The sequence below is a fragment of the Sorangium sp. So ce119 genome, assembly GCF_051524405.1.
Lineage (GTDB): Bacteria > Myxococcota_A > Polyangia > Polyangiales > Polyangiaceae > Sorangium > Sorangium cellulosum_G.
Genome location: NZ_CP150310.1, coordinates 877,178 through 890,768 on the forward strand (window position 1 = coordinate 877,178; position 13,591 = coordinate 890,768).

A 13,591-nucleotide genomic window follows, 5' to 3' on the forward strand; every position below is an offset into this window, starting at 1 on the left:
GGTAGACCAGCTTGGGACGACATTTTCGCCTTTGTCAAAGGCTGGGACAAACATTATACTCGGCGCCATGCAGAACACCAGCGCTTCTTCGGCGCATCCAGAGCGGCCCGGATCTCCGGCGGGAGGCGACGGGGCCGCTTCCCTGCCCGCGCGGCGGGCGGCGGGCGGTCGCCAGGGGAGGCCGCGCGCCGTCGTGATCGGCAGCGGCTTCGGGGGGCTCGCGGCGGCCGTGCGGCTCGGGGTGCGGGGCTACGAGGTCACCGTCGTCGAGAAGCTCGATGAGCCGGGCGGGCGCGCGTACGTGCACCGCCAGGACGGCTTCACCTTCGACGCGGGGCCGACCGTGATCACGGCGCCGTTCCTCTTCGAGGAGCTCTGGCAGCTCTGCGGGCGCAGCCTGGCCGACGACGTCGACCTGCGGCCGGTGACGCCGTTCTACCGGATCCGCTTCCACGACGGCGCGACCTTCGACTACACGGGGGACGCCGCCGCGATGCGCGCCGAGGTCGCGCGCCTGTCACCCGGCGACGTCGAGGGCTACGAGCGCTTCGTCAAGACGAGCGAGGCGATCTTCCGCGTGGGGTTCGAGGAGCTCGCGCACGTGCCGTTCGGGTCGTGGACGGACATGGCGCGCATCGTGCCGGACATGGTGCGGCTCGAGAGCTACCGGACCGTGTACGGGCTCGTCGCGAAGCACGTGAAAGACGACCGCCTGCGCCAGGTGCTGAGCTTCCACCCGCTGCTCGTGGGCGGGAACCCGTTCTCGACCACCTCGATCTACAGCCTGATCGCGTTCCTCGAGCGCAACTGGGGCGTGCACTTCCCGATCGGCGGCACGGGCGCCCTTGTGCGCGGGCTGGTGTCGCTCATCGAGGGGCTCGGCGGATCGGTCCGGTGCGGCGCCGAGGTGCGGCGCATCGCCGTCGAGGGCGGCCGCGCCCGCGGCGTGGAGCTCGCGTCGGGGGAGCGGCTCGCGGCGGACGTCGTCGTGTCGAACGCGGACTCGGCGTGGACGTACCGGCACCTCGTGCCGCCGGAGGCGCGCAAGCGCTGGACCGACAGGCGCATCGAGCGGCAGCGCTACTCGATGAGCCTCTTCGTGTGGTACTTCGGGACGCGCCGGCAGTACCCGGACGTCGCGCACCACACGATCCTCCTCGGCCCGCGGTACAAGGCGCTGCTCGAGGACATCTTCCAGAGGCACGTGCTCGCGGACGACTTCAGCCTGTACCTGCACCGCCCGACCGCGACCGATCCGGCCCTCGCGCCGCCCGGCTGCGACGCGTTCTACGTGCTGTCGCCGGTGCCGAACCTCCTCAGCGGCACGGACTGGCCCGCGACCCAGGAGCGCTACCGGCGCTCGATCTCGGCGCTGCTCGAGGCGACGCTCCTGCCGGGGCTCGAGGGCGCGCTGGCGAGCTCGCGGCTGCTCACGCCGCAGGACTTCCAGGACCGGCTGCTGTCGTTCCGCGGCGCGGCGTTCGGGCCGGAGCCGGTGCTCACGCAGAGCGCCTTCTTCCGGCCGCACAACGCGAGCGAGGACGTCGAGCACCTCTACCTCGTGGGGGCCGGGACGCACCCGGGGGCCGGTCTGCCCGGCGTGCTCTCGTCGGCCCGCGTGCTGGATCAGGTGGTCCCGGATGCATCGAAGTTCCTCTGAGGTGTCGGCGGCGGACATCGCCGCGTGCAAGGCCCTCCTGCGCAAGGGGTCGAAGAGCTTCGCCGCCGCGGCGCTCCTCTTGCCGGCGCGCGTGCGGGAGCCGGCGTCGGCGTTCTACGCGTTCTGCCGGGTCGCCGACGACGCTGTCGACGAGCTCGGCGAGCACGCCCCGCCGGCCGCGGCCGAGGCGGCGGTCGCGGCGCTGCGCGAGCGGCTCGCGCGCGCGGCGGCGGGCACCCCGGACGACAGCCCCGTCGACCGGGCGCTCGCGCACGTCATGGCGGAGCACGCGCTGCCGCGCGCGTTCATCGAGGCGCTGCTCGAGGGGTTCGCGTGGGACGCGGAGGGGCGCCGCTACGAGACGCTCCCGGAGCTGAACGCCTACGCGGCGCGCGTCGCGGGCGCCGTCGGCGCGACGATGTCGGCGCTCATGGGCGCGCGGGGGCCCGAGGCGCTCGCGCGGGCGTGCGACCTGGGCGTCGCCATGCAGCTCACGAACATCGCGCGCGACATCGGGGAGGACGCGCGGCGCGGGCGGGTCTACCTGCCGCTCGCGTGGATGCGCGAGGCGGGGATCGATCCGGACCGCTGGCTCGAGCGGCCGGTGTTCGACGACCGGCTGGGGCGGATCGTGGCGCGGCTGCTCGCCGAGGCGGAGGTGCTCTACCGCCGCGCGGGCGCCGGCATCCCGATGCTGCCGCGCGACTGCCGCGCCGCGATCCAGGCGGCGCGGCTCATCTACGCGGACATCGGGCGCGTGATCGCGCGCCGCGGCTTCGACTCCGTGTCGACGCGCGCGGTGGTGTCGCCCGGCCGCAAGGCGTGGCTCGTGCTGCGGGCGCTCATCGGCAGGCCCGCGGCGCCGGCGGAGGAGCGCGAGCACGGCGCGGCGCCGCCGCTCGACGAGGTCCGCTTCCTCCTGGAGGCGGCGCGATGAGGGCCGGGGCCGTCAGCCCGCAGGCCGCCTCGGCGCGGGAGCTCGACGCGGCGCGCGCGCGCGTGCGCGAGGCGGGCGGCGAGGCGCTGCTCGCGCGGCTGGAGCACCTCGACGCGGCGCGGGCCGCGCCGCTCGGGCCGAGCGCGCCGCCGCAGGGCGCGGCGGTGCGGGCGCCCGATGCGCCCGATCGTGGAGCGGCCGTCGACCACGACGTGGTGATCGCGGGCGGCGGGCTGTCGCTGCTGCTCGCGCCGCTGCTCGCGTCGACGGGGCTGCGGGTCGCGGTGCTCGACCGGGCGCGGATCGGCGCGGCGCACCGCGAGTGGAACGCCGGGACGGCCGAGGTGGACGCGCTGTCGGCGTCGGGGCTCTTCGCGCGGGACGAGGTCGAGCGGCTCGTCGTCGCCCGCTACACCGAGGGGCTGTGCCGCTGGCACGGCGGCGGGACGTACCCGGTGCGCGGCGTGCTCGATCACGCGATCGACGCGGGCGCGCTGCTCGCGGCGGCGCGGGCCCGGGCCGAGGCGCTCGGGGTCGCGCTGCTCGACGGGCACGCGCTCGTCGGGCACGCGGAGGGGCCGGACGCTGTCGGGCTCGCCGTGGCCGAGGCGCGGCCGGGCGCCGCGCCGCGCGCGCTGTCCGCGCGGATCCTCGTCGACGCGCGGGGCGCGGCGAGCCCGTACGCGACAGCGGACCTCGTCTGCCCCACGGTCGGCGGCGTGCTCACGGGGCTCGAGGAGGGCGACGGCGAGCGGCAGATCCGGCCGGACGTCGGCGAGATCCTCGCGACAACGGAGGACGTCGAGGAGGGCAGGCAGCACCTCTGGGAGGCGTTCCCGGGGCGGCGGGGCGAGACGACGGTCTACCTCTTCTATTACGCGCGCTCCGGGGACGTCGGGCCGGGCGCGCTCCTGTCGCTCTACGCGCGGTTCTTCCGGCTGCTCTCGCGGTACAAGGACGGCGACGCGCGGCTCGTCCGGCCGACGTTCGGGTTCATCCCGGGCTGGTCGCGGCTGTCGGCGGCGCCGCGCGCGCCGGGGCGGCGGGTGCGGCTCGTGGGGGACGCGGCGGCGCGGCACTCGCCGCTGACGTTCTGCGGCTTCGGCGCGAACGTGCGCGAGCTCGCGGCGACGGCCGCGGACCTGGCGCGGGCGGTCGAGGACCCGGGCGCGCCGAGCGCGGCGCACGACGCGCCGGTGCACTCGGGCACGGGCGCGCTCGCGGCGCTCATGGCGAGGCCCGCGGGCGGGGCGAGGGCAGGGGAGATGAACGCGCTGCTCAACACGGCGTTCGCCGTGCTCCACGCGATGGGCAACGACGCCTACGCGGCGCTGCTGCGCGACGAGATGCAGCCGGCCGATTTCGTGAGGTTCCTGAGGGAGACGGCGGCGCGGCGGCCCGAGGTGTACCGCGAGGTCGTGAGCGCGCTGCCGCTCCGGGCCATCGGCCGCTGGGGAGCGGGGCTCGCGCGGGAGCTCTACCGGGCCCGCTGACGGGCCGCGGCGGTCGCCGCGCGGGCGGGCGAGGCGGGCGCGGCGTCGAGCGAGGCGGCGGGCTCCGCGCCGGCCGCGCGGCGCGCGAGGACGAGGGGCCCGAGGAACAGGCCGTACGGCGGGCCGCCGGTGCTGTGGTGGACGCGGTGCGCGTCGCGGACGCGCGCGAGGTAGGGGATGCGCGCGAGGCCGGAGACCGGGAGCCGCCGGTGGACGAGCCCGTCGTGGACGAGGACGTAGGCGACGCCGAAGGCGGTCATGCCGAGGCCGAAGCCGAAGGCGGCCTCGCGCAGCGGGCCCGGCGCGCCCATGCAGCCGTACAGGATGAGCCCGGTGGCGACCGGGGCGTGGAGGAACGAGAGCGCGTCGTTCCGCTCGAACAGGCCGCGCCGCTTCGCGTGGTGGGAGCGGTGGACGCTCCAGAGGGCGTGGTGCCAGACCTTGCCGTGGAGGAAAGCGGCCCACCCCTCCATGGCAGCGAAGGCGGCGAGGGCCGTGACGATCCAGATGGCGAGCGAAAGCGTCATCGCGCGGTCTCCTCAAGAAGCGAAAGCGCGGGCAGGGGCGGTGTAGGCTCCGCGCCGGGAGCCCGGATGATTCCAGCGCGCAAACATCGGTGGTTCAACGCCTGGTTCGCGGCGCACGCGCGCGCGCGGATCCACGGCACGTTCGGCGCGGTCCTCGCGCGGGGGGTCGACGCGGCGCGCGCCCTCGCGGCCGAGGCGCCGCTCCTGCTCGTCGTGAACCACTGCTCGTGGTGGGATCCGCTGGTCGTCCTGCACGCGTCGCAGCACCTGCTCGGCGTCGACGGCCACGCGATGATGGACGCGGACAACCTCCGCCGGCTGCCGTTCTTCGCGCTGGTCGGGGCGTTCGGGGTCGACCTCGACCTGCCCTCGGACGGCACGGCCGCGATCCGGTACGCGGCCCGGCTCCTCGATCGCCCCGGCCGCGCCGTGTGGATCTTCGCCCAGGGGCGGGAGCGGCCCTCGGACGAGCGGCCGCTCGGGTTCCGCGCCGGCGCGGCCCAGATCGCGCGCGTCGCGCGGCGGGCCAGGGTGCTGCCCGTGGCGCTGCGGTACGAGTTCGCCGGCGAGGAGCGGCCGCGGCTCTACCTGGCGATCGGCGAGCCCGTGGCCGCGCCGCTCGGGCCGGGCGAGGCGGAGCGGGGGCCGGGCGAGGCGGGGCCCGGGCCGCGGGAGCCGGAGGCGGGGCGCGGGGCGCGCGACACCGAGGCGGCGAGCGCGGCCCAGGAGGTCGCCGTCACCGCGGAGCTCGACCGCATCCAGCGGGCGATCCGCAAGGTGGCCGGGGCGAAGGACCTGCCCCTCGACGTCGACGGCTTCCAGTACATCCACCGGGCGAAGCCCTCGGTCGTCGGGCAGGCGGCGGAGCGGCTGCTCGCTCACTGGACGCGCCCCCGCGAGCCGCTCACGCCTCGGCTTCCCGGAGGAGGCCGCGGCGATCGATCGTGAACCGGCCGCTCCGCCAGACGACGGTGCGGGTCGACAGCGCCCGGAGGAACGCGGCGCCGAGGACGAGGTCGGCGAGGCACGCGTCGGCGGCCGCGGCGAGGAGCGACGCGCGCCGGCCGGCCATCCGCGCGGCGAACGCGGCGACCGCGACGCGGCTCGCGACGGCGATCGCGATCGCGGCCGCCGCCGGCGCCGGCGCGATCGGGGCGGCGAGCAGGGCGAGCGCGGCGATGAGCGGCGTGGCGAAGAAGAGCGCCGGGTAGCTCGCGAGGAGCGCGGGGCGCTGCGCGCGGATGACGGTGATCCAGCGCGCGTAGCGGGCGATGACGTCGCGGAGCGCCCGGCCCGCGGCGAGCGAGGGGGCGACGAACGGCGCCGCGGCGATCGACCCGCGCGCGCCGCGCCGCGCGAGGAGGCGGCGCGAGAGCTCCATGTCCTCGCCGAGGTGCGCGGTGAGCGCCGCGAACCCGCCCGCGGCGGCGAGCGAGGGGGCGCGGACGGCGAAGAGCTTGCCGACGAGCCCGCGCGGATCGAGCCCCGCGAGCAGCGGGAAGGCGTGGAGCGACCCGCCGAGGACCGCGGCCGAGGCGCGGTCGCCGAGCGAGGCCGCCGGCGCGACCTCGACGGGGGGCGCCCACACCGCGTCGAGCGGCGCGGGGCGCGCGCCGTCGCGGAGGGGATGAACGAGGGCGTCGAGGTCGACGCCGGCGAGGTCGACGTCGCTGTCCGCGACGAGGACGACGTCGAACGGGGCGGTCTCCCGGGCGACGACCGCGGCGAGCTGGGCCGCCTTCCGGTTCGGGCCGGCGGCCGCGGTGAGCGCGACCTCGGCGGGGATCCCGGCCGCGCGGAGCGCCGCGGCCGCGGCCGACGCCACGGGGAACGCGCCGTCGCCCGCGTCCGCCACCGCGAAGACGCAGCGCGCCGCCGCGGACAGGCGCGCGCCGGCGAGCGAGCCGAGGGTTCGTTCAAGGTGCGGCTCCGGGCCGGCGCAGGGGCGCACGACGAGGACGCGCGGCGCGCGCGGGTCGATCGCCGCGGCCGCGGGCGCCTCGCCGGAGGGCGACGCAGCCGCGGTCGCCTCGCCGGAGGGCGACGCAGCCGCGCGCGCCTCGCCGGAGGGCAACGCGGCCGGCGCGCGCCGCCGCGCGGCGCGCCGGATCGCCTCGGCGGAGACGCTCGCGACCGCGAACGCCCAGGCGAGGGGCAGGCAGGCGGCCGCGTGGAGCAGCGCGCTCACGCCTCCCTCCGCATGCGGAAGGGCAGGAGGAACTGCACCCAGGGGCTGACGAACCGATCGAGCGAGAGCGCCTCGTGGACGACAGTCGCCGGCTTGCCGGCGAACGTCGCCGCCGCGAGCGAGCGCGCGTAGAACGGCGTGTCCTCGTAGGTGCGCAGGAGCCGCGGCGACGAGCCCAGGTCGGCCGCGATGCTCCGATCCATGCCCCAGCGCGTGCCGCCGAGCGGCCGCGGGAAGAGCGGCGGGAGCTCGCGCGCGCCGCCGGCCGCGTCGAACGCCCGCCCGACGAGCAGCCGCGTGCCGTCGCGGCGCTGGACGTCGTAGGTGAGGGCGACCCCGTCCGCCCCGAGCGCGCGCGACCAGGTCCAGCGCTCGAAGGCGCGGTCGAGCGGCTCGTCGCCGGAGTTCGTGTCGAGGTAGGCGCTGCCGGTGAAGCGCAGCGACGGGTGCTCGAGCTCGACCTCGGCGCGCGCGATCGGCGCGATCGGCGCCCACCGGTGCCGCCCCGACCGGTCGAGCGCGACCCCGTCCCGCGCGCCGCGCGCGCCCGGCGCCGGCGCGGCCGGGCGGAGGCGCACCGTCCCGGAGAGCCGCGAGGGGATCGGCGCGGTGATCTCGTCGAACGCGACGCGGAGCTCGCCCCCGGACCACTCCATCAGGCTCGGGCCGATGGCGAGCGAGCGCGGCGACCGGAACACGGCGTCCCGCGGCCGCTCGGTCAGGGCCCAGCGATCGGCGCGCGGCCCGTACAGCGCGACGTTCATCGAGCAGTGCATGAGCGGGTCCGCGGCGCCGCGCGCGCGCGCCCGGGCGTAGTACGGCGAGAAGACGCTGCCGAGCAGCGCGATGATCGTGATCGCGCACCGGCGATCGTCGCTCACCGCATCCAGGTACCACCAGGCATAGCCGCCGTGCGGGATCTCGAGGTCGAAGCGAGGTCCTCCATCACGCTCTGCGCCGCGAGCCGGCCGCTCAGCGCCGCCATCGGCACGCCCGCCCCCGGGTGCACGCTCCCGCCCGCGAAGTACAGGCCCCGGAGCTTCGAGCGCGAGGCCGCCCGCGCGAAGGGGGAGTTCCATCCGTGAGACGCCGGCCCGTAGAGCGCCCCCCCGGTCGCCGGGAACAGGCGCTCGAAGTCCGCCGGCGTGGTCACCACCGGAGAGGGACCGAGGCTCTTCAGCGAGAGCCCGAACCGCTGCAGTTGATGGAAGACGCGCTGCTCGCATGCGTGGATCTCCGAGGATGAGGGGGGGTGGGTATCACCGGTGGCAGGGGCGTTGACGATGAAGAACAGGCGCTCGCCGACGGGCACGGGCGCCTCCGGGGGCGCGCCGGGCCCGGCGCCGCCGAGCTCGGGCGAGGGCGCGTTCCAGCGGTCCTCGGCGCAGACGTAGACGGTGGCGTCGCGCGGGAGGGCGCCGCGCTCGAAGAGGTCGCGGAACTCGGCCTCGTAGTCGCCGGAGAAGAAGACGTTGTGCCGGAGGAGCGGGAAGCCGCTCGCCTCGGCCACGAGCGCCCAGGTGACCGCCGAGAGCGACCGCGGCGCGCTCGCGGGCGCCTTGCGGGCGGCGCGCTGGCCGAAGAGGCCGCTCCGCAGCGCCGCCGGGTCGGCGTTCATCACGACCGCGTCGGCCTCGATGCGCTCGCCCCCCTCGAGCACCACCCCCCGGGCGCGGCCGCGGCCGTCCTCGATGGCGGCGACGTGCGCGCCGCAGCGCAGGGTGGCGCCGGCGCGGGTCGCGGCCGCGGCGAGCGCCTCGGCCACCTGGTACATCCCGCCCTCGGGGAACCACACGCCCTCGCGCTCCACGTGCGCGATCACGCTCAGCGTCGCCGGCGCGTGGTACGGGGACGAGCCGCAGTAGGTGGCGTAGCGCCCGAAGAGCTGCCGCAGCCGCTCGTCCGCGAAGAAGTCGGAGAGCGCGCGGTAGAGGGTGCGGTGCCCGTCGATCTTCATGAGCCCGCCGACGCCCAGGCTGCCCGCCGTGCTGAGGATCGTCCTCAGGGTGGGCCGCTCCGCGCGCAGGAAGGGCGCCTCCACCACGTCGAAGATCTCGCGCGCGTACCGGCAGAACCGGCGGTACCCGTCCGCCTCCCGCGGCCCCGCGAGCGCGCCGATGGCGTCGGCGGTGCGCTCGACGTCGGCGAAGAGGTCGAGCGTCGCGCCGCCCGGCCACGCGTGGCGCGCGAGCGTCTCGGCCGGGCGGAGCCGCACGTGGTCCTCGAAGCGGAGCCCGACCGACGCGAAGATCTCGTCGAAGACCCACCGCATCGTGAGCACCGTGGGGCCCACGTCGACGCGGCGGCCCTCGATGACCACCTCGCGCATCTTTCCGCCGACGCGCGCCGCCCGCTCGAGTAACACGACCTCGAGCCCGCTCGATGCAAGGAGCGCCGCCGCGGTCAGCCCGCCGATGCCCCCGCCGATCACCACGACGCGATCTCTCGTGTCCGCCATGGCTCCGGAGTGTACTCGTCGCGCCTGCTTTGTCTATGCTTTGTTGAAGTGTTGTGCAAACCATTGACAATCCCTCGGACGTCCTCAAAACTGCCCTCCATGGATTTCGACCGCCGGATCGAGCGGGTCCTCCTCGTTGCGATCGAGTCGCTCTCTTCTTCCGCGTCGCCGCCCGGGCTCCTGGCCGCGACGCACCACGCCGTCTTCCCCGGGGGCGCCCGCGTGAGGCCGCGGCTCTGCCTGGCGGTCGCCTCCGCGTACGGCGATCCTGCGCCGGAGGTCGCCGACGCGGCGGCGGCGGCGGTGGAGCTCATCCACTGCGCCTCGCTGGTCCACGACGACCTCCCCTGCTTCGACGACGCGCCGATCCGGCGCGGCCAGCCGTCGGTCCACCGGGCCTTCGGCGAGCCGGTCGCGGTGCTCACCGGCGACCAGCTCATCGTGCTCGCGTTCGAGGCGCTGGCGCGCGGCGCGTTCCACGCGGTGGCGAGCGGCGTGACCGACGCCAGGCGGGGGGTGCGGTTCTTCGAGGTGCTCGCGGCCGGCGTCGGGATGCCGCAGGGGATCATCGCCGGGCAGGCGTGGGAGTCGGAAGGGAAGGTGCCGCTGTCGACCTACCGGCGCGCGAAGACGGGCGCGCTGTTCGAGGCGGCGGCGGCGCTCGGCGCGCTCTCGGCGGGGCAGGACGGGGCCGCCTGGGGCGACCTCGGGCAGCGCATCGGCGAGGCGTACCAGGTCGCGGACGACGTGCTCGACCTGATCGGCCAGCCGGAGGACATGGGCAAGCCGGCGGGGCGCGACGGGACGCTCGGGCGACCCAACACGGCGCTGGAGCTCGGGCTCTCGGGGACGACCCGGCTGCTGCAGCGGCTCATCCAGGACGCGATCGACGCGGTGCCGCAATGCCCGCGGGCCGACGACGTGCGGGCGTGGGCCGTCGAGCTGGGGGAGCGGCTGCTCCGGGCTTGCAGGGGGCGCGGGGCGGGGGTCGCGGCGGTCAGCTCCGCGTAGCCCGGGGGCCTGCGGTGAACGGGTGGGGGTGAGTTGCTGGCAACGGCTCGAGCGTCCGTCCGAGACTCGGGATTTCCCGGGGGGACACGCTGGTTGATGTGTCGTCGGACGGAACGGTGATGAGGGTTCGGGAAGGGCCTTAAAAGCGCGTCAATCGGGGGCAGCGGGGCTGCGCCCTGGCTCGACGAACGCACTTCAGGGTGACATCCTCGGCGGGGCTTGATGCGCCTGCGGGCGCGATGCCGTGGAGCGCAGAGGTGCTATGCCCTGCATCCGCCAGAATGGCTTTTCGTCCGATCGGGGGGACTGGGGATGAGGGCGATACGGGAGCAGCACTCCACCATCGTATCTCGCAAGCTCGAGGCCGATAGCCCGGGGGGGATGCGCGAGGCGTTGAGCTCCGTCGAGCAGCTCGCGCGGGTGGCGCGAGGACGGTTGCGGGACCGCGTCGTGGACGTGGGAGGGCCGGCGACGACGGGGCTCCGGAGCGCGCCGAGGAGCGCGAGCCTCGCCCGGGCGAGCAGCGCCGTGCCGCTGCACGTGTCGCGGATGCTGCTCGATCGACACCAGATCGCGGCCCACGCGCTCGCCCACCTCTACGCGGAGATCGAGGCGTGCCGCGCGCTCGCCGGGTGGGCGTGCGAGGTGGGCGGCGGAGAGGCGAGGGCCGTCGCGGAGGCGCACACGGGGGCGCTGCTGCTCGCGCTGCGCGGGGGCGTCGACCTGGGCGGCGGAGAGGTCGCGCCGCTCGGGGAGCTCGAGCTCCGCGAGGACGAGGTCGCGAAGGCGATCGGGCACCCCGCCGTGGCGGCGTGGGCGCGCGACGCGGGATCGGGCGCGGCCGTCGCGTCGCTCGCGCGCGCGGCGGCGGAGCAGGGGATCCAGGGCGTCGGGGGCGCAGAGGACGAGCGCGTCGGGTGGATACGGCACAACATGCGCGACTTCGTCGAGCGGCTCGTCGAGCCGCTCGCGCCGGAGATCCACCGGCGCAACGGGCTCATCCCGGAGTCGATCATCCGCCGCATGGGGGAGTTCGGGGTGTTCCGGCTGGCCATCGCGCCCGAGAACGGGGGCGACGGGCTCGGCGTGGCCGCCATGGTCGCCGCGATCGAGGAGCTCGCGCGCGGCTCGCTCGGGTTCGGCGTGCTCACCACGACCGCCTCGATCGCCGCAGACCTCCTCGCCCGATCCGGCACCGAGCCGCAGCGACGGACCTGGCTGCCGCGCATCGCCGCCGGCGAGGCGCGCTGCGCCCTCGCGCTCTCGGAGCCCGCCTACGGCTCGGACCTGGCCCGCATCGCCACGCGCGCCGAGCGCCAGACCGACGGGAGCTACGTCATCACCGGCAAGAAGGCGTGGGTCACCGGCGCGTCGCGCGCCGACCTCGTGCTCACGCTGGCGAGGACCACGACGCCGGGCGGACAGGGGCAGCAGCCGCTCGGGCCGAGCCTGTTCGCGATCGCGAAGCGGCGCGGCGCGCCGGGCGCCGACTTCCCGGACGCGGGGATCGCCGGGGCCGAGGTGCGGGCGCTCGGACAGCGGGGCATGGGGCACTACGAGCTCCGGATCGAGGGGCTCCACGTCGGCCGCGAGGCGCTCCTCGGCGAGCGCGAGGGCGAGGGGATCAGCCAGATCCACCGGGCGCTCGTGGTCGGCCGCATCTACGCGGCCGCGTGCAGCGTCGGGGTGGCCCAGGCCGCCCTGGAACTCGCGCTCGAGCGGGCGAAGACGCGCGTGCAGTTCGGGTCGCAGCTCCTCTCCTTCCCGCGCGTGGCGCACCGGATCGGCGGGCTCATCACCCGCGTCGCGGCCGCGCGCCAGCTCGCGCGCGCCGCCGCGCAGGCGGCCGACAGCGGCAAGCCGTGCGAGGTCACCTCGGCGATGGCGATGCTGTTCGCGAGCCGCGCGGCCTGGGACGCCGCCGACGCCTGCGTGCAGATCCACGGGGCGAACGGCTACGCCGAGGGGTCGGTCCCGGCGAGGCTCCTGCTCGACGCCCGCAGCCTCTCCTTCCACCTGGGCACGCGCGAGGTGCTGGCGCAGGGCGTCGCGCGCGCCCTGCTCGAGGGGGCGCTCCCCTGAGCGCTCGCGGGCGGGCGAGCGCGGGCGGCGCTGCCGCCGGGCGCTGTCGTCAGCGGAGCGCGCCTGTGACATGATCGCGCGGACCGATGGTCCGCGTCCGCTCCCCTCGCTACGGCCGCAAGCTCGATGATTTCACGGTCGGCGCGGTGTACGCGCACCCCTGGGACGTCACCGTCGACGAGGGGATGCTCGCGCTCTTCGCGGCCTCCTTCCAGGACGCGATCCCGACGTACGCGAGCCGCGTCGCGGCCCGATCGGCGGGGCTCAAGGACAGGCCGGTGAGCCCGCTGCTGCTCCTCAACCTCGGGATCTCGTTCAGCGTCCACGACGTCAGCGAGCAGGCGATCGCGCACCTCGCGTACATCGACGTGCGGTTCCCTGACGCGTGCTATCCGGGCGACACGCTGCGCGCGAGCTCGATGGTGATCGGCAAGAAGCCCGTCTCCACGGGCGACAAGGGCGTCGTGCACGTCCGGACGCAGGTGGTGAACCAGGACGGGCTCCTCGTCTGCTCGTTCGAGCGCAAGGCGCTCGTGCCCTGCGGCAGCGTCGCGGAGCGCTCCGCGGACGCGCCGCACGCGGTCGTGCAGCCCGCCGCGCCGCCGGCGCGCCTGCCGAAGGAGCTCGAGGGGCCGCTGCCGGCGGCGCCGCGCCACGGCGGCTTCTCCTGCTTCTGGGACGACTTCGAGGTGGGCGACGTGATCACCCACGAGGTCGGCAGGACCGTCGGCAACAGCGAGCACATGCAGCTCTCGACCCTGCTGCGCAACTCCCACCCGCTCCACCTCGACGAGCAGTACTCCCGGTCGAGCTCCTTCGCGAAGACGCGCGTCGTCCACGGGGGGCTCGTGCTGTCCTGGGTGCTCGCGCTCTCGAGCAGGGACACGGCCGGGTGCGCCGTCTGGGACCTCGGCCTCGACGACGGGGCGCACCCGAGCGGCGTGCTCGCGGGCGACACGCTCTTCGCGGCGTCGAGGGTGATCGCCCGCGAGGAGGCAGGCGCGGGCGCGGGGAGCGTCACCTTCCGCGTCGTCGGCGTGAAGAACACCCCGCCGCGCGCGCTGCTCGATCAGGGGGCCGACCTGTTCACCCCGGAGCTCGGCAAGACCGACGGCAGGGTCAAGGAAAAGGTCGTGGAGATCACGCGAACGCTGCTCGTGCGCCGGCGGGGCTAGGCGCGACCGCGGCCGGCGCCGCAGAAGAGGAGCCCCCCGCGGGGCCCGCCGCAGCATACA

At 76.0% G+C, this 13,591-nt stretch carries 11 protein-coding genes; 7 read left to right on the forward strand and 4 right to left on the reverse strand.

All coding sequences use genetic code 11. From position 1 onward, the window contains the following. Positions 1-67 precede the first annotated feature (67 nt). The 3 genes from crtI to WME76_RS03560 are packed head-to-tail and all read left to right on the forward strand — an operon-like array spanning position 68 to position 4,090. Positions 68-1,660: a phytoene desaturase family protein gene (gene crtI / locus WME76_RS03550; RefSeq protein WP_437958809.1), complete on the forward strand. Its 1,593-nt coding sequence runs from the start codon at positions 68-70 to the stop codon at positions 1,658-1,660. Then, entirely contained in the window at positions 1,641-2,597 is a 957-nt protein-coding gene (locus WME76_RS03555) for a phytoene/squalene synthase family protein (protein WP_437958810.1), read from the forward strand. Before crtI ends, WME76_RS03555 begins: the two co-directional genes overlap by 20 nt. Continuing rightward, a complete protein-coding gene (locus WME76_RS03560) occupies positions 2,594-4,090 on the forward strand; it encodes a lycopene cyclase (RefSeq protein ID WP_437958811.1) in 1,497 nt (498 codons plus the stop codon). Before WME76_RS03555 ends, WME76_RS03560 begins: the two co-directional genes overlap by 4 nt. Here WME76_RS03560 and WME76_RS03565 read toward each other — a convergent pair. Continuing rightward, entirely contained in the window at positions 4,075-4,617 is a 543-nt protein-coding gene (locus tag WME76_RS03565) for a beta-carotene hydroxylase (RefSeq protein WP_437958812.1), read from the reverse strand. The genes WME76_RS03560 and WME76_RS03565 overlap by 16 nt on opposite strands. A 66-nt stretch (positions 4,618-4,683) precedes the next feature. Here WME76_RS03565 and WME76_RS03570 point away from each other — a divergent pair, with 66 nt between their 5' ends. Beyond that, entirely contained in the window at positions 4,684-5,565 is an 882-nt protein-coding gene (locus tag WME76_RS03570) for a lysophospholipid acyltransferase family protein (protein ID WP_437958813.1), read from the forward strand. Here WME76_RS03570 and WME76_RS03575 read toward each other — a convergent pair. Genes WME76_RS03575 through crtD form a run of 3 tightly spaced genes read right to left on the reverse strand, consistent with a single transcriptional unit; the run spans position 5,522 to position 9,263 of the window. After that, on the reverse strand, positions 5,522-6,805 hold the full coding sequence (locus tag WME76_RS03575) for a glycosyltransferase (protein WP_437958814.1): 1,284 nt from the start codon (positions 6,803-6,805) through the stop codon (positions 5,522-5,524). The two genes, WME76_RS03570 and WME76_RS03575, sit on opposite strands and share 44 nt — an antisense overlap. Then, positions 6,802-7,686 carry a carotenoid 1,2-hydratase gene (locus WME76_RS03580; protein ID WP_437958815.1) on the reverse strand — a complete coding sequence of 295 codons (885 nt, stop codon included), beginning with the start codon at positions 7,684-7,686 and terminating at the stop codon, positions 6,802-6,804. Before WME76_RS03580 ends, WME76_RS03575 begins: the two co-directional genes overlap by 4 nt. Further along, positions 7,683-9,263, reverse strand: coding sequence for a 1-hydroxycarotenoid 3,4-desaturase CrtD (gene crtD, locus WME76_RS03585; protein ID WP_437958816.1), 1,581 nt, complete (start codon positions 9,261-9,263; stop codon positions 7,683-7,685). Before crtD ends, WME76_RS03580 begins: the two co-directional genes overlap by 4 nt. Positions 9,264-9,362: 99 nt before the next feature. Here crtD and WME76_RS03590 point away from each other — a divergent pair, with 99 nt between their 5' ends. The 3 genes from WME76_RS03590 to WME76_RS03600 all read left to right on the forward strand — a co-directional run bounded on the left by WME76_RS03590 (position 9,363) and on the right by WME76_RS03600 (position 13,531). Then, positions 9,363-10,274, forward strand: coding sequence for a polyprenyl synthetase family protein (locus tag WME76_RS03590; protein ID WP_437958817.1), 912 nt, complete (start codon positions 9,363-9,365; stop codon positions 10,272-10,274). A 312-nt stretch (positions 10,275-10,586) separates the two neighbouring features. Then, positions 10,587-12,356 (forward strand): acyl-CoA dehydrogenase family protein, encoded by a 1,770-nt coding sequence (locus WME76_RS03595; RefSeq protein WP_437288771.1) that lies wholly within the window; start codon positions 10,587-10,589, stop codon positions 12,354-12,356. An 86-nt stretch (positions 12,357-12,442) separates the two neighbouring features. Next, positions 12,443-13,531, forward strand: coding sequence for a MaoC family dehydratase (locus tag WME76_RS03600; RefSeq protein WP_437958818.1), 1,089 nt, complete (start codon positions 12,443-12,445; stop codon positions 13,529-13,531). Positions 13,532-13,591 lie beyond the last annotated feature (60 nt).

Coding starts and splice junctions, on each gene's coding strand:
- crtI (WP_437958809.1), top strand. CDS start 68: ATGCAGAACACCAGCGCTTCTTCGGCGCATCCAGAGCGGCCCGGATCT.
- WME76_RS03555 (WP_437958810.1), top strand. CDS start 1,641: ATGCATCGAAGTTCCTCTGAGGTGTCGGCGGCGGACATCGCCGCGTGC.
- WME76_RS03560 (WP_437958811.1), top strand. CDS start 2,594: ATGAGGGCCGGGGCCGTCAGCCCGCAGGCCGCCTCGGCGCGGGAGCTC.
- WME76_RS03565 (WP_437958812.1), bottom strand. CDS start 4,617: ATGACGCTTTCGCTCGCCATCTGGATCGTCACGGCCCTCGCCGCCTTC.
- WME76_RS03570 (WP_437958813.1), top strand. CDS start 4,684: ATGATTCCAGCGCGCAAACATCGGTGGTTCAACGCCTGGTTCGCGGCG.
- crtD (WP_437958816.1), bottom strand. CDS start 9,263: ATGGCGGACACGAGAGATCGCGTCGTGGTGATCGGCGGGGGCATCGGC.
- WME76_RS03590 (WP_437958817.1), top strand. CDS start 9,363: ATGGATTTCGACCGCCGGATCGAGCGGGTCCTCCTCGTTGCGATCGAG.
- WME76_RS03595 (WP_437288771.1), top strand. CDS start 10,587: ATGAGGGCGATACGGGAGCAGCACTCCACCATCGTATCTCGCAAGCTC.
- WME76_RS03600 (WP_437958818.1), top strand. CDS start 12,443: ATGGTCCGCGTCCGCTCCCCTCGCTACGGCCGCAAGCTCGATGATTTC.